Genomic DNA, 17,943 nt, shown 5'->3' with positions numbered 1-17,943 from the left:
TCGAGCACGTAGGCCGGGTAAGGCGAAGCCGCCACCCGGCAAAACAGCGCTACTGATTCTCTATCAACAGCGCTTCCAGCAGGTCCAGATCGTGCAGCAGCTTTTGCAGCGTTTCGTTGCTGATCTGGCGCGTGGCGCGCAGGTGGTAAAGTTCGGCACGCTCTGAGCGCAGCGCCGCCAGGCGGAACCGGCGCTCCAGGTTCTCTTCCTGCAGCGAGCTTTCCACATCGTTACGCCCGTCCGCGCGGCGGCGAAGGTTACCAATCACCCGGGAACTCACTTCCGTCAGCAGCTGGTTGTCGATGTTCTCTTCCGCATCCGCGGCCAGACGTTCCTCCATTTTCTGGATCGCGACAATCGCCACTTCGGCGGTGGCCGCCCGGGCAATCCGCTCCTCTTTATGCTGCTGGGTCGAATCACCGGCATCAATATGCTGAAGTAAAATTGGCAGCATAATCACCCCAACAAACAGGGAGAACAGAATCACGCCCGCCGCCAGGAAGACCAGCTCGTAGCGCGCCGGGAAGACGTCGCCCGTCGGCAGCAGCAGCGGAATGGAGAGCACACCGGCAAGGGTGATCGCCCCGCGAACGCCCGCAAAGGAGGCGATCAGCAGCTCACGCGTTGTCCACGAGCCGAACTCCATCGGCTTTTTCTTCAGGAAGCGCACGCTGAAGTTTTTCATCGTCCACAGCCAGCCAAAACGCACCAGCATCAGCGCCAGGTAGATCAGCACGACGTCGGTAAACAGCATCCAGACTTCCACATTCGGGTCGGCTTCGGCCGCCACCAGCGAGGATTCCATAATGCCCGGCAGCTGAAGGCCCAGCAGCAGGAATACCATGCCGTTAAAGACAAACTCCAGCATTGCCCAGGTGCTGTTGGCGCGCAGGCGCATGGCCAGCGGCGCGCGGCGCATTACGCCGGAACGGGTGATGGTCATCCCTGCAGCCACTGCCGCCAGAATGCCCGACACGCCGATATGTTCAGCAATCAGGTAGGAGGCGAACGGCAGCAGGAACAGCAGTACGATCTGGGTAGCAGGCTCATCGCCGCCCCAGCGGCTGAGGAAGCGCAGCGAGCGGCCGTACAGCCAGCTCACCACGAAGCCCGCTAGAATACCGCCAATCGCCACCTTGAAGAACTCCAGGGTGGCACCGCCGACGGTAAAGACCATCGTGCCCATCGCAACGGCCACGGCAAACTTCAGGGCAACCAGGCCGGAGGCGTCGTTCATCAGCGCCTCACCCTGTAAAATCCCCATGATTTTCTTCGGAATGCGGCCTTCACCCACAATGCCGGACAGCGCCACGGCATCGGTTGGCGACAGCACGGCGGCCAGCGCAAAAGCCGGTATTAAAGGAATACCCGGTACCGTCCAGTAGATCAGAAAACCGATCCCGACGACGGTGACCACCACCAGCGCCAGCGCCAGGCCGAAGATCTCTCGCCCGTGCTCAAGGAATTCGCGCGTGGGCGTTTTCCAGCCATCGGCAAACAGCAGCGGCGGAATAAACAGCACGAGGAACAGTTCGGGGTCAAATTCCACGTGCAGGCCAAACGTCGGCCACGCCAGCAGCGCGCCGATGGCAATTTGCATTAATGGCAGGGGGACCTGAAAGGGCAGTACGCGTGTAACCACCCCGGATAGCGAGACCACAAGGGTCATGATGAGTATTGTGAAGAAGATTTCCATGCGTTCCCTGTTTGCTGTGTTGCTTATGTACTCCGGAAGGCGTCGTGCCTTTTATTCTATCTTCCCCAGAGTAACGCAAAAGGCAACAGGATGAGTCCTGAAAATAAAAACGGGCGGCCTGAGCCACCCGTTTTCGCATCAAAGGACAACTTAGATTGCCCAGCCGCCCGCGTAGAACGCCACCAGCGCAACGGCAATAACAACGGTGCCCACGTTCAGCTTGCGCCATTCACCGGAGACCAGACGACCAATCACCAGCGACGCGAAGCCGATCATAATGCCGGTCACGATGTTACAGGTCAGCACGATGAAGACCGCGGTAATCAGGCCAGACATCGCGTCCACGAAATCCGCAAAGTCGATTTTCGCCACGTTGCTCAGCATCAGCAGGCCAACGTACATCAGCGCTGGCGCGGTCGCATACGCCGGAACCAGATAGGAGAGCGGAGAGAGGAACAGGATCAGCATGAACAGCACGCCCACGGTGATCGCCGTCAGGCCGGTTTTGCCGCCTGCCGCCGTACCCGCTGCGGATTCGATATACACCGCCGCAGGCGCCGCGCCCACCAGGCCAGAGAAGACGCTGCTCAGGGAGTCGGTGGTCAGCGCTTTGCCGCCGTCAATAATCTGACCGTCTTTATCCAGCAGGTTCGCCTGACCGGCCACCGCACGAATGGTACCGGTCGCGTCAAACACGGCGGTCATCACCAGCGCCAGCACGCTCGGCAGGATGACCGGGTTCAGCGCGCCAACGATATCCAGGCTGCCAATCAGGGAGTTGCCTTTGTCATCGCTCAGCGACGGCATGGCGAAAATGCCGGAGAAGTGGACGTTAGGATCGAAAATCAGGCCGATAATGGAAACGCCGATAATGGTCAGCAGAATACCGCCCGGGACCTTCAGTTTTTCCAGACCGATAATCACCGCCAGACCGATCAGCGACATGATCACCGGGAAGCTGGCGAAATGACCGAGGGCGACCGGCAGACCGTCCAGCGGATTCTTGATGACCAGACCAACGCCGTTGGCGGCGATAAGCAACAGGAACAGGCCGATACCGATACCGGTACCGTGCGCCACGCCCTGCGGCAGGTTGCGCAAAATCCAGCTGCGGATGCCCGTCGCTGAAATCACGGTAAACAACACACCCATCAGGAACACGGCACCCAGCGCAACCGGTACGCTGATGTGCTGGCCCAGCACCAGGCTGAACGCGGTGAACGCGGTCAGAGAGATGGCGCAACCAATTGCCAGCGGCAGGTTCGCCCATAGGCCCATCACGATGGACCCCACGCCAGCCACGAGGCAGGTCGCCACAAACACAGCCGCTGGCGGGAAGCCCGCTTTGCCCAGCATGCCCGGCACAACGATGACGGAATAAACCATCGCCAGAAACGTTGTCAAACCGGCAACGATTTCCTGGCGCACGGTGCTGCCGCGAGCCGAAATTTTAAACATGGCGTCAAGTGAACCGCCGGTACGCGCAGATGGCGTAGACATAGAAAACATCCCCTGAGAGTTTTTTAGAAAGTCCGTAAGCGAGGTGGAGACGCCACTGCCAGCTGAACGTCAAATCCTTGTGTTGCGTTTGTGACGAAAGGGCGTCACAAAAAAAGCAAACGTTTAGCTCCGCGCTTACAAACGGGTGGTCAAATTAAGGCAAACGATTATCTAGCCTAATCCCCGCCCTTTTCAACTGAACTTTATCGTTTTTCGCTAAAATTCCCTTATGACGCTGAAGAAATAAACAGAGGATGCGCAAACGTTATCGTCTATGCGCAATTTGTTTACATTTTCAGTCCTCACCGGGAATAGATAACGGCCCCCCTTTCTCCAGGGTTCTTTGCCAGCCGGGGCAAGTCTCGACCTTTGTCTTCCATGCCTGGGTATGCGGCAGGTTGTGGATACCGCCGCGCGCCAGCAGGGCAAAGATCGGGAAGCTCATCTGAATGTCGGCCATGCTGAGCGAATCCCCGGCAAACCAGCTGTTTTTAGCAAGATGCGACTCAATAAAGCGCGCATGGGTTTCCAGCTGACGGTTGAGATACGCTTTTTGCACGCCCTGCCCCAGCGCTTTGCCCAGGGTTCTGAGGCCAAACGGCACCGGCGGCTTGCCGAGGCTGTTGAAAACCAGCTTCATTAACAGCAGCGGCATCAGCGAGCCTTCGGCGTAATGCAGCCAGAAGCGGTACTGCACCTTATGCGCCGGATCCAGAGGCTTAAGGCGTGACTCGGCGTCGTACGTTTCCTGCAGGTACTCCAGAATGGCGCCCGACTCCGCAAGGATCAGTCCGTTATCTTCGATGACCGGTGATTTGCCCAACGGATGCACCTTTTTGAGCGCCTCCGGTGCCAGCATGTTCTTTTCGCGCTGGTAGTGAACGATCTCATAAGGCAGGTTGAGTTCTTCAAGCGCCCAGATCGCGCGGTGCGAGCGCGACTGGTTAAGGTGGTGTACCGTGAGCATGGCTTTCTCCTGTTATTCATACTTTTTAACTATAGAAAATTGAACAACACCGCGAAAAAAATTCGGCTAAAAACCGGTCAGCGCCGCTGGCGAAAAAACGGGCCTTGCATAGACTTAAAGTGTCAGCACAATCCGGAACCTCCCCAACCAGCTCGACACTGAGGGGTGCTGATGTCGGGGGAAACCCTCCCGTGAACCAGCGGGATAGAGAGAAAGACAAAGACCGGGAAAAACTAAAGCGCCCTTTGTGGCGCTTTAGTTCTTTCTTATGCTTTTGCTTTTTGTCGGGTGGCGCTTCGCTTATCCGGCCTACGTTCTCGGTTTGTAGGTCGGGTAAGGCGCAGCCGCCACCCGACAAACAGACCGCACCGTCTCAATCCTCTTCCAGCAGCCGCGCCCCCGTCCCCTGCTCGCCCAGCCTGTCGCCGGGGTTACGCAGCGGGCAATCGCTACGCGACAGGCAGCCGCAGCCAATGCAGCCATCCAGCTCGTCACGCAGGGCGACCAGCGTATGGATACGCCTGTCCAGCTCTTCACGCCACTGGGACGACAGCTCTTTCCACTCCTTCGGGCTCAGCGTGTGGCCTTCCGGCAGCACGCCAAATGCCTCGCCGATCGTAGCCAGGGGAATTCCGATTCGTTGCGCAATTTTAATAATCGCCACGTAGCGCAGCACGTCGCGGGTATAGCGACGCTGGTTGCCGCCGTTACGGATGCTTTTAATTAACCCTTTGCTTTCATAGAAGTGGAGCGCCGATACCGCCACGCCGCTTCGCTTTGCCACTTCGCCGGGGGTTAACAGCGCTTTAATGCGCGGCAATCTCTTTTCCATAAAACCTCTTTACCTCAAGTTAACTTGAGGAATTATACTCCCCCGCAGAGAAAACGACGAATTAACCGAGATAGTTGTATCTACAGAGGGGCAACCTTATGTCGCATCAGCAGATTATTCAGACGCTTATTGAATGGATTGATGACCATATCGACCAACCGTTGAACATTGATGTGGTCGCGAAAAAGTCGGGCTATTCGAAATGGTATTTACAGAGAATGTTCCGTACGGTCATGCATCAGACGCTGGGTGAGTACATTCGTCAGCGCAGGCTGCTGCTGGCGGCGCAGGCGCTACGCTCAACGCAGCGGCCGATTTTTGATATCGCGATGGATCTGGGCTATGTGTCGCAACAAACCTTTTCCCGCGTGTTTCGCCGCGAGTTTGACCGCACGCCGAGCGACTATCGCCATCAGCTGAATTAATCACCCTCAGTGCAAAGGCTGCTGCTGCCAGGTCATAAATTCCTGGGGCGGCATCGCTTTCGCGAAGTGCCATCCCTGACAAAACTGAACGCCGCGCTTCAACAGCCAGCTCACCTGCTCTGCCGTCTCGACCCCTTCCGCAATGGTTTTCAGCCGCAGGCTTTGCGCCATCTCGATAATATGCTCGGCGATCAGGTGGCTGGTACTGTTGGTCGTTAAGGTATCGATAAACGATTTATCGATTTTCAAAATATCCACGTTCAGCGAGTAGAGGTTGTGCAGGTTCGAGTAACCGGTTCCGAAATCATCGATGGCGACTTCATACCCCGCCTGCCGGAAGGCCTGAATCACCGGCGTGGTTTTAGGCACATCGATAAAACCGCGTTCCGTCACTTCGATTTTGATTTGCTGCGCGCGGACGGCGTAGTGGCGGGCCTTGTCGGAAATCATGGCGATCAGCCGCGAGGAGTGGAAATCCGTCGCCGACAGGTTAATCGAAATATAGAGATGCGGATGCTCGGCCAGGAAATGGCCCAGATCGTTGAATACCTCTTCAACGACATAGTCCGTAATCCGCTCGCTCATCCCCTCATTTTCCGCCAGCGGAATAAACTCCGCCGGGCTCATCACCTGTCCGTTAAAACCCGGCCAGCGTAACAATGCCTCTGCCCCCACGCACTGGTTATTCTTAATATCAATAATCGGCTGATAATGCAGGCAAAGCTGGCGTTTGTTCAGCGCCCGGTGCAGCAGACGCCCCGGCGAATTAAGCTCGCGGTGGGTGCGAGACCAGACCAGCAAAATAATAATGCTGCAAATCATCCCCAGCGGCAGCGTCAGCGTCGCCTGATGATAGAGCGTTTCATAAAAACGTTTATTTGACGTCGACACGATAGCGGCAATAGGCCGTTTTGGCGATTTCACGACGGTATAGAAACGGTTATCTTTTTGAAATACCGATTCCTTATCCCGAATCATCGAATTTAATAAAGAAACATTGGCTTTCTGGCTGACGGAAAAGAAAGCGTTAGTTACCGTGTCATACACCCCCCATGAAAGAGAATGATCCGCAGACATGACTTCACTGTATGAAAGCGGATTGACGACCACCACATAATTTCCACGCTGCATATATGTCATTTTATAGCCAGTATAAAATGGGGTATCGCGATAATAATAGATAGCGACATCAGGTTTACGCGTGTAATTAGCGGCGGGAATGGCGTAGGGGCGATCCGGTGTAAAAACGGTCGAACAAAGAAAATGCTCGCCTTCAGCGTAAATTAAATCGGCGACAAACAGGCGGCCACGAACAACGTTCAGCATATATTGACGGTGTCCCGGCGTACAAAGCTCACCCTGATATTTTTCAGCCTCGTCCCGCGCCAGGTCAACCTGTTGAATAACAAGCTCAGTTTTGTCTAAAGCCAGTTCAGCAAATGTGCGTAGCTGGGCGCTTGTTTCCGACACGGCACGCAGCTGGGCAAACCATAGCGCAAGCATCACCGGCAGCATAACTACCATGATGATCCCTACCACCCTGAGCATTTTGCGCCGCGCGCTACGATTCATTTCCCGCCCTATATCCCTGCATGTTGTACGCCTGTAGTAATGAAGGCCGGATGCTTTGTTAAACAGGTGATTACGTTGCATGAATCATGCGAAGTTAGCAACTGACTTTTAGTATTAAAATTCTTAAATTTCGTTATGACGATAATATTTTCCCGTAAGTTAAACTGTGAGTATTCGTTCCGTTTCAATTAAGGGAAATAATTATCCAACCCACCAGGGCTGGCGCGAAGATAACACAACAGACCATTGTTGATTTATAAATAATCAGTCTTTACCGCAATATTCTCAGGTTCGGCTGCGAATAATACCCTTCTAATAAAAACCGAATTTGAGTTATCGCCACTTGCCCGATGGGCGTTTACGGCACGTTGTCGATCCGTCACCTCACGCGTTGAAGGCAGGGTCCGCCTGCGCAATCTTCTTTCCTGAGGAATAAAATCCTCTTTTTTGATTGCTCAGACACTGGCGAATAAATCAACAAATGTGATATAGTTCACACATAATCTGTAACGAGAAACACCGTTTCATTCAGGTCGTCTGTTTTGTAGAGGATGGATTTATGGCAGCCATTACTACCAGCATGGTTCTCCTGCGCTGGCCTTTGTTGAGTGCGGTACTGATGTTTTTAGCCAGCACGCTGAACATTCAGTTTCGTAAATCTGACTATGCCGGTCTTGCGGTGATCAGCACCCTGCTGGGTCTGGGGGCTGCCTGCTGGTTTGCAACGGGTCTGCTTGGGATCACCCTGGTGGATATCGCTGCCGTCTGGGAAAATATTAAAGTGGTGATGGTTGAGGCGATGAGCCACACGCCACCAGACTGGCCGATGGTGATTACCTGATCCCTGATGGAATAAAAAAACCCAGACGAGAGTCTGGGTTTTTTGTTTCAAGCACGCGGAAATCAGAACGGAATGTCGTCGTCGAAATCCATTGGCGGTTCGTTAGACGGTGCCGGAGCAGACTGCTGCTGCGGACGAGACTGCGCGCCGCCGCTGAACTGGTTGCCGCCCTGCGGCTGCTGAGGCTGACCCCAACCGCCCTGCTGCTGGTTCTGACCACCACCTGCCGGTGCGCCACCGCCCTGACGGCCGCCCAGCATCTGCATGGTGCCGCCCACGTTCACCACCACTTCAGTGGTGTACTTCTCAGCGCCGGACTGATCGGTCCATTTGCGGGTACGCAGCTGGCCTTCGATATAGACCTGAGAACCTTTACGCAGATACTCACCGGCCACTTCGGCCAGCTTGCCAAACAGCACAACGCGGTGCCATTCGGTCTGCTCTTTCATCTCACCGGTCGCTTTATCACGCCAGGATTCGGAAGTAGCCAGCGTAATGTTGGCAACTGCGCCACCACTCGGCATGTAGCGTACTTCCGGGTCCTGGCCCAGATTACCGACGAGAATCACCTTGTTTACGCCTCTGCTGGCCATGTTCGTGTCTCCTGAATACGTTTCTTAATAGTGTAAACGCGCGAGTGTACCATTTCCATGCTGCACTTTGATAGTTGCGTAGCACGTTCCAGAGTTCTCCCGCAACTCGACATTGTTACACAGCGAATCAGAAAATGCATTCCAATACTGTATATTCAAACAGGTCAAATTGTGTCATAATTAGCCGTTTCTGACAGCCGTTTGTCCTTCAAACAAACCAGGCAATCCGTGTTCCAACCGGGAAAGGTGAATGGATAAGATCGAAGTTCGGGGCGCCCGCACCCACAATCTCAAGAATATCAACCTCATAATCCCTCGCGACAAGCTCATTGTCGTGACCGGGCTTTCGGGGTCTGGCAAATCCTCACTGGCTTTCGACACCTTGTATGCCGAAGGACAGCGTCGTTACGTTGAGTCGCTCTCTGCGTACGCGCGTCAGTTCCTGTCGCTGATGGAAAAACCGGATGTCGACCATATCGAAGGGTTGTCGCCTGCTATTTCTATTGAGCAGAAGTCCACCTCGCATAACCCGCGTTCAACGGTCGGTACCATTACCGAAATCCATGACTACCTGCGTCTGCTGTATGCACGCGTTGGCGAACCGCGCTGCCCGGACCACGACGTCCCGCTGGCGGCACAGACCGTGAGCCAGATGGTGGATAACGTGCTGTCGCAGCCGGAAGGCAAACGCCTGATGCTGCTGGCGCCGATCATTAAAGAGCGTAAGGGCGAACACACCAAAACGCTGGAAAACCTGGCAAGCCAGGGCTATATCCGCGCCCGTATCGACGGCGAAGTGTGCGACCTGTCGGATCCGCCCAAGCTGGAACTGCAGAAGAAGCACACCATTGAAGTCGTGATTGACCGCTTCAAGGTGCGCGACGATCTCGCCACGCGCCTGGCGGAATCGTTCGAAACGGCGCTGGAACTCTCCGGCGGCACGGCCGTGGTCTCCGACATGGACGACCCGAAAGCGGAAGAGCTGCTCTTCTCCGCCAACTTTGCCTGCCCGATTTGCGGCTACAGCATGCGCGAGCTGGAACCGCGCCTGTTCTCCTTTAACAACCCGGCGGGCGCGTGCCCGACGTGTGACGGCCTGGGCGTGCAGCAGTATTTCGACCCGGACCGTGTGATCCAGAACCCGGAGCTGTCGCTGGCGGGCGGGGCCATTCGCGGCTGGGACAAGCGTAACTTCTATTACTTCCAGATGCTTAAGTCGCTGGCAGAGCACTACAAGTTCGACGTTGAAGCGCCGTGGGCGAGCCTGAGTGCGAACGTGCACAAAGTGATCCTGTTCGGTTCCGGTAAAGAGAACATCGAGTTCAAATACATGAACGATCGCGGCGATACCTCCGTGCGTCGCCACCCGTTCGAAGGGGTGCTGCACAACATGGAGCGCCGCTACAAAGAGACCGAGTCCAGCGCGGTGCGCGAGGAGCTGGCGAAGTTCATCAGCAACCGCTCCTGCGCCACCTGCGAGGGCACGCGCCTGCGTCGCGAAGCGCGCCACGTGTTTGTGGAAAACACGGCGCTGCCGACCATCTCGGACATGAGCATCGGCCACGCGATGGACTTCTTCAACAACCTGAAGCTCTCCGGCCAGCGCGCGAAAATTGCCGAAAAAGTGCTGAAGGAGATTGGCGATCGCCTGAAGTTCCTGGTGAACGTCGGCCTGAACTACCTGACGCTTTCCCGCTCGGCAGAAACGCTCTCCGGCGGTGAAGCCCAGCGTATCCGCCTGGCCAGCCAGATTGGTGCGGGCCTGGTCGGCGTCATGTACGTGCTGGATGAGCCGTCCATCGGCCTGCACCAGCGCGACAACGAGCGTCTGCTCGGCACGCTGGTTCACCTGCGCAACCTCGGCAACACGGTGATCGTGGTCGAGCACGACGAAGATGCGATCCGCGCGGCTGACCACGTCATCGACATCGGCCCGGGCGCAGGCGTCCACGGCGGTCAGGTGGTCGCGGAAGGGACGCTGAAAGACATTATGGCGGTGCCCGAGTCGCTGACCGGCCAGTACATGAGCGGCAAGCGCAAGATTGAAGTCCCGAAACAGCGGGTGGAGGCCGACCCGGAAAAAGTGCTGAAGCTGACCGGCGCGCGCGGCAACAACCTGAAAGACGTCACCCTGACGCTGCCGGTTGGCCTGTTTACCTGTATCACCGGCGTGTCCGGTTCCGGTAAATCGACACTGATCAACGATACCCTGTTCCCGATTGCGCAGACGGCGCTGAACGGCGCGACGCTGGCCGAGCCTGCGCCGTACCGCGACATCCAGGGGCTGGAGCATTTCGATAAGGTTATCGACATTGACCAGAGCCCGATTGGCCGAACCCCGCGCTCTAACCCGGCGACCTATACCGGCGTCTTCACGCCCGTACGTGAACTGTTTGCCGGCGTGCCGGAAGCGCGCTCTCGCGGGTATACGCCGGGACGCTTCAGCTTTAACGTGCGCGGAGGCCGCTGCGAAGCGTGTCAGGGCGACGGCGTGATCAAGGTTGAGATGCACTTCCTGCCGGATATCTACGTGCCGTGCGACCAGTGCAAAGGCAAACGCTATAACCGCGAAACGCTGGAGATTAAGTACAAGGGTAAGACCATCCACGAAGTGCTGGACATGACCATCGAAGAGGCGCGCGAGTTCTTTGACGCCGTCCCTGCGCTGGCGCGTAAGCTGCAGACGCTGATGGACGTCGGCCTGACCTACATTCGTCTGGGGCAGTCGGCAACCACGCTGTCCGGCGGTGAAGCCCAGCGCGTGAAGCTGGCGCGCGAGCTGTCAAAACGCGGCACCGGCCAGACGCTCTACATTCTGGACGAGCCGACCACCGGCCTGCACTTTGCCGATATCCAGCAGCTGCTCGACGTGCTGCATCAGCTGCGCGATCAGGGCAACACGATCGTGGTCATCGAACATAACCTGGACGTGATTAAAACCGCGGACTGGATTGTCGATCTCGGCCCGGAAGGCGGCAGCGGCGGCGGTGAAATTCTCGTCTCCGGTACGCCAGAGACGGTTGCAGAGTGCGAAGCCTCGCACACCGCGCGCTTCCTTAAGCCGTTGCTGTAATTGTCACACGGAGAGCTGCTGTCGGGTGGATTCCGGCAGCAGCTCAACCGCCTGCTGATAGGACGCGTCCACCAGGTAGTAAATTTGAGAGCCTGGAATCGTTCCATCCAGATAGACGGTGCTCCAGTGCGCCTTATTGAGATGCTTGCTCGGCCTCACGTCATCATGCTGCTGGCGTAGCAAATCCGCCAGTTCAGGGCTGGTTTTCAGCGACGTCCGCAGGACGGCCGTCCACCTCTTTCACCATCGCAAACAGCACATCACCCACCTTAACCTGCGTGGCTTTCCAGTCGCTGTGAACGCTCTGCTCCGCGCCGGGCTTGCTCATGCAGTACTGAAGTATCTCCGAAATTGTCATCTTTATTCCCCTTGTAGCGTGGCGATAATTTTACGCGAACCACCGTGAATGCGATGCTCCATGATGAAAGACGAATCTTTCTAAGTGTGCAGCAAGAAGACGAAAGGTAAAACCCGCGGCAGCGAGATTTGATTAAAAAAGAGTCAAACACGCTGCCAGGGACTCAGTACTCGGAGTTGACGATCACCTCTTCGCCAAACTTTCCGGCCATCGGCAGCGGTCGATAGGTTGAGTTAGAGGCGCGTAACACCCTGATACCTCTGGCTCCCACGTCCTGCGCGGCGGTAATGTCGTTATCCGAATCGCCGTAGAATACTTTGATATTTTTCTTCTCCAGCCACTGGGTTTTGGTGTTTTGCCCCTCTTTGTCGCCGGCAAAAATGACCGGGTTCATGCTGGCAGCCGGGATCTGGAAATCATCCTGCAGGGTTTTAGAGACGGTTTCTGTTTTGGTCTGACTGCGGCCGGTCACAAAATAAATGCTGTCACCGCGCTTCACGTGCATGGCAATCAGCGCGCGGGCAACCTCTTTCGGGATGCTGTACTCGTCCCAGCCGTTATTCATTTTTTCCCAAAACTCCGGGTTCTTCAGATACGCTTCGCTGTCCGGTGAATACGTTTTCTTACCGCGCCAGAAGCCGGGGCTGGAGAACAGCACGGTATCGTCAATGTCAAAGCCCACGGCCATTGGCGCACGGCCCATCAGGCTGTTTTCGATTTGGGCCACGGAAACCCAGTGAATGGGCGCCTGCTCGGCAAGCATGGCGGCGGTGGTGCCGGTGTAAAGCGGCGTCGGGGCCGAAGCACGGGCGACGACGGCGCTATTAAGTGAGAACAATAAGCAGGCGGCGCTGAGCGCCAGTGTGATCTTGCGCATATTTTCCCCTGAATATTCAGCTTGTTATCGTTTTATTTTGAGCGAATGGTCAAAAAACTATCCGACCATAACCCCAGCGGGAGGTGAAGGGAAGGAGTTTTTGCTTATGGAGCGGAATAAAAAAGAAGGCGATCACAAAGTGCCGGGAAACGTTTATGTGCGGCCTGATGCCCTCACCCCAACCCTCTCCCACAGGGAGAGGGAGAAAAGAGTAGTGAATACTTACATCACTGCGGCAAACGCCTGCGCTACGCGGTGAACGTTGCTGGCATTCAGGCCCGCCACGCACATACGGCCGCTGGCGATCAGGTAGACGCCGAACTCTTCGCGCAGGCGATCGACCTGCGCCGCGCTCAGTCCGGTATAGCTGAACATCCCGCGCTGCTTGAGCAGATAGTCGAAGTTATGCCCAGGCACGGCCTCTTTCAGCACGTTAACCAGCTCCTGACGCATCGACAGAATCCGCTTGCGCATGGATTCCACCTCGGCGAGCCAGTTGGCTTTCAGCTTTTCGTCACCGAGAACCGTCGCCACCACCTGCGCACCAAAGTTTGGCGGGCTGGAGTAAATACGGCGCACCGTCGCCTTCAGCTGGCCCAGCACGCGGCTTGCCGCTTCTGTGTCTTCACACACCACGGACAGACCGCCAACGCGCTCGCCGTAGAGGGAGAAAATTTTAGAGAAGGAGTTACTCACCAGAGCAGGCAGCCCGGCGCTGGCCACCGCGCGGATGGCATAAGCATCGTCTTCCATACCCGCGCCAAAGCCCTGATAGGCGATGTCGAGGAACGGGATCAGGTTGCGGGCCTTAAGCACCTCTATCACCGCATCCCACTGATCGTGGGTGAGATCCGCCCCGGTCGGGTTATGGCAGCACGGATGCAACAGCACAATGCTGCGCTCCGGCAGGGTGTGCAGTTTTTCCAGCAGCGCCTCAACGCGCACGCCGTTAGTTTCGCTGTCGAACCACGGATAGGTCCCGACCTTAAAGCCTGCGCCCTCGAAGATCGCAACGTGGTTTTCCCACGTCGGATCGCTGACCCACACGCCTGAATCCGGGAAGTATTTTTTCAGGAAGTCCGCCCCCACCTTCAGCGCACCCGAGCCGCCCAGCGTCTGGATGGTCGCCACGCGTTTTTGCGCGAGCACCGGGTGATCGGCGCCGAACAGCAGCGGCGCAATGGTGTTGCGATAGGCGTTCAGCCCTTCCATCGGCAGATAAAGAGAAGCACCGTGTGGAGCCGCATTCAGACGCGCTTCGGCTTCAGCAACGGCGTTTAATTGAGGAATGATGCCCTCCTCGTTGTAATACAGACCGATGCTGAGATTCACTTTGTCGCTGCGAGGATCTTCTTTGAAACGCTCCATTAAGGAGAGGATAGGGTCGCCGGCATAGGCGTCAACTTTCTGAAACACGCGATGGTTCTCCGGAATTCGATGAGGCAGGGATTTCAACAATAAACCGGAAGCGGAAGAAGGTCGAGAGAATGTTAATAAAGTTGGAGCGAGGTTAATAACCTCACTCCATTGGCGGTTCAATCAATGTATTTCATCGCGACACGAGACGTCAGGCGCGTAATAAGTTCGTAAGCACTCACTTTCGTGATTTCAGCAATGCGCTCAACGGGCAGTCCTTCACCCCACAGCACCGCATCATCGCCCGCTTTATCCTGGGCTTCCGGACCCAGATCCACACAAATCATATCCATCGCCACGCGGCCGACGATTTTCACTTCGCGCCCGTTGACCAGAACCGGCGTACCCGACGGTGCGGCACGCGGATAACCGTCGCCGTAGCCCATTGCCACCACGCCGAGACGCGTGTCGCGCTCGCTGGTCCAGGTGCCGCCATAGCCCACCGGCTCTCCCGCTTTGTGCTCACGCACGGCAATCAGCTTTGAAACCAGCGACATGACGGGCTTAAAGCCAAAGTCCGGCCCCCAGAGCCTGTTCTCCAGCGGCGACACGCCGTAAAGAATGATGCCAGGCCGCGCCCAGTCGAAATGCGACTGCGGCCACAGCAGGATCCCACCGGAAGCCGCAATCGAGCGCATCCCCGGCTTGCCTTCGCAGAAGGTATTAAAGATATCCAGCTGCCGCTCGGTCGCGCCGCACTCGGGCTCATCGGCACGGGCGAAGTGGCTGACAATATTCACCGGCTGGCGCACGTTTTTGCACTGGCATAAACGCTGATAAAACGCTTCCGCGCTTTCCGGACGTACGCCCAGACGGTGCATGCCCGTGTCGAGCTTCATCCACACCGTCACCGGCTCGCTCAGCTCGGCGGTTTCAAGCGCGGCCAGCTGTTCTTCGTTGTGTACCGCCGTGTGCAGATGCTGCTGGGCAATGGTCGGCAGATCGCCGGCTTCGAAGAAGCCTTCGAGGAGCAGAATCGGTTGGGTAATCCCTCCCGCGCGCAGGCGGAGGGCTTCTTCAAGACGGGCGACGCCAAAGGCGTCGGCATCGGGGAGCGTTCGCGCGGTCTCAAGAAGACCGTGTCCGTAAGCGTTCGCTTTCACGACTGCAACGAGCTTGCTGGCGGGCGCCAGTTCACGCAGACGTTGCAGGTTGTGTCGCAGAGCGCGGCGGTTAATGACTACAGTTGCCGCTTGCATTTGAATTCCTTAGAAATTACTCATCATCATATTGAGGACCGGCGTAGTTGTCGAAACGCGACCACTGTCCGTTAAAGGTCAGACGCACCGTCCCGATCGGGCCGTTACGTTGTTTACCAATAATAATTTCGGCGATCCCTTTCAGGTCGCTGTTCTCGTGATAAACCTCATCACGGTAGATAAACATGATTAAGTCGGCATCCTGCTCGATGGAGCCGGATTCACGCAGATCGGAGTTGACCGGGCGCTTGTCGGCACGTTGTTCCAGAGAGCGGTTAAGCTGCGACAGCGCCACCACCGGCACGTGCAGCTCTTTGGCTAACGCCTTGAGCGAGCGGGAAATTTCTGCAATTTCCAGCGTACGGTTGTCGGAGAGCGACGGGACGCGCATCAGCTGAAGGTAGTCGATCATGATAAGGCCGATGCCGCCGTGTTCGCGGGCGATACGGCGCGCGCGGGAACGGACTTCCGTCGGCGTCAGGCCGGAGGAGTCATCGATGTAGATATTACGTTTTTCCAGCAGAATGCCCATGGTGCCGGAGATACGCGCCCAGTCCTCATCGTCGAGCTGGCCGGTACGGATGCGGGTCTGGTCCACGCGCGACAGCGACGCCAGGGAACGCATCATGATCTGCTCGGAGGGCATCTCAAGACTGAAGATGAGTACCGGCTTATCCTGCAGCATCGCCGCATTTTCGACGAGGTTCATCGCAAATGTCGTTTTACCCATCGACGGACGCGCGGCGACGATAATCAAATCCGACGGCTGCAGGCCAGCGGTTTTCTTGTTGAGATCGTCATAGCCGGTGTTCACGCCGGTGACGCCGTCGTGCGGCTGCTGGAACAGCTGTTCGATACGGGCAACGGTGGCGTCGAGGACATCGGCGATGTTTTTTGGGCCTTCGTCTTTGTTGGCGCGGCTTTCGGCGATTTTGAAGACGCGGGACTCGGCAAGGTCGAGCAGGTCTTCGCTGGTGCGGCCCTGCGGATCAAAACCGGCTTCGGCGATCTCGTTCGCCACCGAGATCATCTCGCGGACAACGGCACGTTCGCGCACGATATCGGCGTAAGCGCTGATGTTTGCCGCACTTGGTGTGTTTTTTGACAGTTCTGCCAGATAGGCAAACCCGCCGCAGCTGTCGAGCTGCCCAAGACGTTCCAGCGATTCAGCCAGCGTGATCAGATCGATCGGGCTGCCCGACTCCTGCAGACGCGCCATTTCGGTAAAGATGTGGCGGTGCGGGCGGGTGTAGAAATCTTCCGCCACGACGCGCTCGGCGACGTCGTCCCAGCGCTCGTTATCCAGCATTAAACCGCCCAACACCGACTGTTCCGCTTCAATCGAGTGCGGCGGGACTTTTAACCCTGCGACCTGGAAATCACGCTCGCGAGGTTCAGTCTGTTTGTTGAAGGGTTTGTTTCCTGCCATAGTGAATGGAGTTACCGAGATAAAGAGTGGGTCGAAACTTTATCATACAAGTTGAAATATGACACCCGACCCTAATGTCACCCCAGCTAATTTCTTTCTGGAGAGATCATGGCAACACGTATTGAATTTCACAAGCATGGTGGCCCTGAGGTACTTAAAGCGGTGGAGTTTACCCCTGCCGCGCCCGGCGAGAACGAAATCCAGGTTGAAAACAAAGCCATCGGCATAAACTACATCGACACCTACATTCGCGGCGGTCTCTACCCGCCTCCGTCAATGCCGAGCGGCCTGGGCACCGAAGCGGCCGGTGTCGTCATTAAAGTGGGCAGCGCGGTGAAGCATATTAAAGAGGGCGACCGCGTGGTGTATGCGCAATCTGCGCTGGGCGCTTACAGCTCCGTCCACAACGTTCCGGCGGATAAAGCCGCCCTGCTGCCCAACGCTATCTCCTTTGAACAGGCGGCGGCGTCGTTTCTGAAGGGTTTGACGGTTTACTACCTGCTGCGCAAAACCTATGAAATTAAACCCGACGAGCAGTTCCTGTTTCATGCCGCGGCGGGAGGCGTCGGGCTCATCGCCTGTCAGTGGGCAAAAGCCCTGGGCGCGAAGCTGATCGGCACCGTGGGCAACGCCCAAAAAGCGCAGCGCGCGCTGCAGGCGGGTGCCTGGCAGGTGATTAACTATCGTGAAGAGAGCATCGTTGAGCGGCTGAAGGAGATCACCAGCGGCAAAAAAGTGCGCGTGGTGTATGACTCGGTGGGCAAAGATACCTGGGAGGCGTCGCTGGACTGCCTGCAGCGTCGCGGGCTGATGGTGAGCTTCGGGAACGCGTCTGGCGCGGTGACGGGCGTTAACCTGGGCATTCTGAACCAGAAAGGCTCGCTCTACGTGACGCGCCCTTCCCTGCAGGGTTACATCACCAGCCGGGAAGAACTCGAGGAAGCCAGCAACGAGCTGTTTTCGCTGATCGCCAGCGGCGTAATTAAGGTGGACGTAGCCGACGCGCAGAAATTCGCGCTGACCGATGCGCAGCGCGCGCATGAGGTGCTGGAGAGTCGGGCGACCCAGGGATCGAGCCTGCTGATTCCCTAAGCCCCAAAAAGAAATTGGGCTTCCCGTGGGAAGCCCTTTCTTTTTTTAGTTCGGCTGTATGTAGGGTACAGCA

The 17,943-nt window shown here is 56.8% G+C and carries 14 protein-coding genes and 1 pseudogene; 4 read left to right on the top strand and 11 right to left on the bottom strand.

Going from position 1 to position 17,943, the window contains the following annotated elements:
* Positions 1–49: 49 nt before the first annotated feature.
* The 4 genes from FY206_RS01675 to soxR form a co-directional block, all read right to left on the bottom strand.
* The gene (locus FY206_RS01675; RefSeq protein ID WP_032644714.1) at positions 50–1,696 is read right to left on the bottom strand and encodes a Na+/H+ antiporter; all 1,647 of its coding nucleotides are present in this window, start codon (positions 1,694–1,696) and stop codon (positions 50–52) included.
* Between the two features lie 150 nt (positions 1,697–1,846).
* Positions 1,847–3,196, bottom strand: a complete 1,350-nt coding sequence (gene ghxP, locus FY206_RS01670) for a guanine/hypoxanthine transporter GhxP (RefSeq protein WP_032644713.1) — start codon at positions 3,194–3,196, stop codon at positions 1,847–1,849.
* A gap of 295 nt (positions 3,197–3,491) precedes the next feature.
* Entirely contained in the window at positions 3,492–4,163 is a 672-nt protein-coding gene (locus FY206_RS01665; RefSeq protein WP_032644712.1) for a glutathione S-transferase family protein, read from the bottom strand.
* Between the two features lie 373 nt (positions 4,164–4,536).
* Positions 4,537–4,995, bottom strand: coding sequence for a redox-sensitive transcriptional activator SoxR (soxR, locus tag FY206_RS01660; RefSeq protein ID WP_023331806.1), 459 nt, complete (start codon positions 4,993–4,995; stop codon positions 4,537–4,539).
* A gap of 98 nt (positions 4,996–5,093) precedes the next feature.
* Between soxR and soxS the strand changes: the two genes are divergently transcribed.
* Entirely contained in the window at positions 5,094–5,420 is a 327-nt protein-coding gene (gene soxS, locus FY206_RS01655) for a superoxide response transcriptional regulator SoxS (protein ID WP_008503387.1), read from the top strand.
* 6 nt (positions 5,421–5,426) lie between these two features.
* Here soxS and FY206_RS01650 read toward each other — a convergent pair whose 3' ends face one another.
* Positions 5,427–6,992 (bottom strand): EAL domain-containing protein, encoded by a 1,566-nt coding sequence (locus tag FY206_RS01650; protein WP_032644711.1) that lies wholly within the window; start codon positions 6,990–6,992, stop codon positions 5,427–5,429.
* Between the two features lie 559 nt (positions 6,993–7,551).
* Between FY206_RS01650 and FY206_RS01645 the strand changes: the two genes are divergently transcribed.
* Complete coding sequence (locus FY206_RS01645; RefSeq protein WP_032644710.1) at positions 7,552–7,833, top strand: YjcB family protein; 282 nt, start codon at positions 7,552–7,554, stop codon at positions 7,831–7,833.
* A 62-nt stretch (positions 7,834–7,895) separates the two neighbouring features.
* On the opposite strand, the gene ssb1 is transcribed toward FY206_RS01645, so the two are convergent.
* Positions 7,896–8,426, bottom strand: coding sequence for a single-stranded DNA-binding protein SSB1 (gene ssb1, locus FY206_RS01640; RefSeq protein WP_006177466.1), 531 nt, complete (start codon positions 8,424–8,426; stop codon positions 7,896–7,898).
* A gap of 250 nt (positions 8,427–8,676) precedes the next feature.
* Between ssb1 and uvrA the strand changes: the two genes are divergently transcribed.
* A complete protein-coding gene (gene uvrA / locus FY206_RS01635; RefSeq protein WP_032644709.1) occupies positions 8,677–11,499 on the top strand; it encodes an excinuclease ABC subunit UvrA in 2,823 nt (940 codons plus the stop codon).
* Positions 11,500–11,502: 3 nt separating this feature from the next.
* Here uvrA and FY206_RS01630 read toward each other — a convergent pair.
* The 5 genes and pseudogenes from FY206_RS01630 to dnaB form a co-directional block, all read right to left on the bottom strand.
* Positions 11,503–11,857 (bottom strand): annotated as a pseudogene (locus FY206_RS01630) (MmcQ/YjbR family DNA-binding protein).
* Positions 11,858–12,020: 163 nt separating this feature from the next.
* Complete coding sequence (gene aphA / locus FY206_RS01625; protein WP_032644707.1) at positions 12,021–12,734, bottom strand: acid phosphatase AphA; 714 nt, start codon at positions 12,732–12,734, stop codon at positions 12,021–12,023.
* Positions 12,735–12,956: 222 nt separating this feature from the next.
* Complete coding sequence (gene tyrB / locus FY206_RS01620) at positions 12,957–14,150, bottom strand: aromatic amino acid transaminase (RefSeq protein ID WP_032644706.1); 1,194 nt, start codon at positions 14,148–14,150, stop codon at positions 12,957–12,959.
* A 119-nt stretch (positions 14,151–14,269) separates the two neighbouring features.
* Entirely contained in the window at positions 14,270–15,349 is a 1,080-nt protein-coding gene (gene alr / locus FY206_RS01615; RefSeq protein WP_032644705.1) for an alanine racemase, read from the bottom strand.
* A gap of 16 nt (positions 15,350–15,365) precedes the next feature.
* Positions 15,366–16,778 (bottom strand): replicative DNA helicase, encoded by a 1,413-nt coding sequence (dnaB, locus tag FY206_RS01610; protein WP_023310046.1) that lies wholly within the window; start codon positions 16,776–16,778, stop codon positions 15,366–15,368.
* Between the two features lie 108 nt (positions 16,779–16,886).
* On the opposite strand from dnaB, the gene FY206_RS01605 reads away from it, so the two are divergent.
* Positions 16,887–17,870 (top strand): quinone oxidoreductase, encoded by a 984-nt coding sequence (locus tag FY206_RS01605; RefSeq protein ID WP_032644704.1) that lies wholly within the window; start codon positions 16,887–16,889, stop codon positions 17,868–17,870.
* Positions 17,871–17,943: the final 73 nt, after the last annotated feature.

The sequence above is a fragment of the Enterobacter chengduensis genome (assembly GCF_001984825.2).
Lineage (GTDB): Bacteria > Pseudomonadota > Gammaproteobacteria > Enterobacterales > Enterobacteriaceae > Enterobacter > Enterobacter chengduensis.
This window is presented reverse-complemented; position numbering and strand designations above follow the sequence as displayed.

Coding starts and splice junctions, on each gene's coding strand:
- soxR (WP_023331806.1), bottom strand. CDS start 4,995: ATGGAAAAGAGATTGCCGCGCATTAAAGCGCTGTTAACCCCCGGCGAA.
- alr (WP_032644705.1), bottom strand. CDS start 15,349: ATGCAAGCGGCAACTGTAGTCATTAACCGCCGCGCTCTGCGACACAAC.
- soxS (WP_008503387.1), top strand. CDS start 5,094: ATGTCGCATCAGCAGATTATTCAGACGCTTATTGAATGGATTGATGAC.
- FY206_RS01665 (WP_032644712.1), bottom strand. CDS start 4,163: ATGCTCACGGTACACCACCTTAACCAGTCGCGCTCGCACCGCGCGATC.
- FY206_RS01645 (WP_032644710.1), top strand. CDS start 7,552: ATGGCAGCCATTACTACCAGCATGGTTCTCCTGCGCTGGCCTTTGTTG.
- ghxP (WP_032644713.1), bottom strand. CDS start 3,196: ATGTCTACGCCATCTGCGCGTACCGGCGGTTCACTTGACGCCATGTTT.
- FY206_RS01675 (WP_032644714.1), bottom strand. CDS start 1,696: ATGGAAATCTTCTTCACAATACTCATCATGACCCTTGTGGTCTCGCTA.
- FY206_RS01650 (WP_032644711.1), bottom strand. CDS start 6,992: ATGAATCGTAGCGCGCGGCGCAAAATGCTCAGGGTGGTAGGGATCATC.
- dnaB (WP_023310046.1), bottom strand. CDS start 16,778: ATGGCAGGAAACAAACCCTTCAACAAACAGACTGAACCTCGCGAGCGT.
- aphA (WP_032644707.1), bottom strand. CDS start 12,734: ATGCGCAAGATCACACTGGCGCTCAGCGCCGCCTGCTTATTGTTCTCA.
- FY206_RS01605 (WP_032644704.1), top strand. CDS start 16,887: ATGGCAACACGTATTGAATTTCACAAGCATGGTGGCCCTGAGGTACTT.
- uvrA (WP_032644709.1), top strand. CDS start 8,677: ATGGATAAGATCGAAGTTCGGGGCGCCCGCACCCACAATCTCAAGAAT.
- ssb1 (WP_006177466.1), bottom strand. CDS start 8,426: ATGGCCAGCAGAGGCGTAAACAAGGTGATTCTCGTCGGTAATCTGGGC.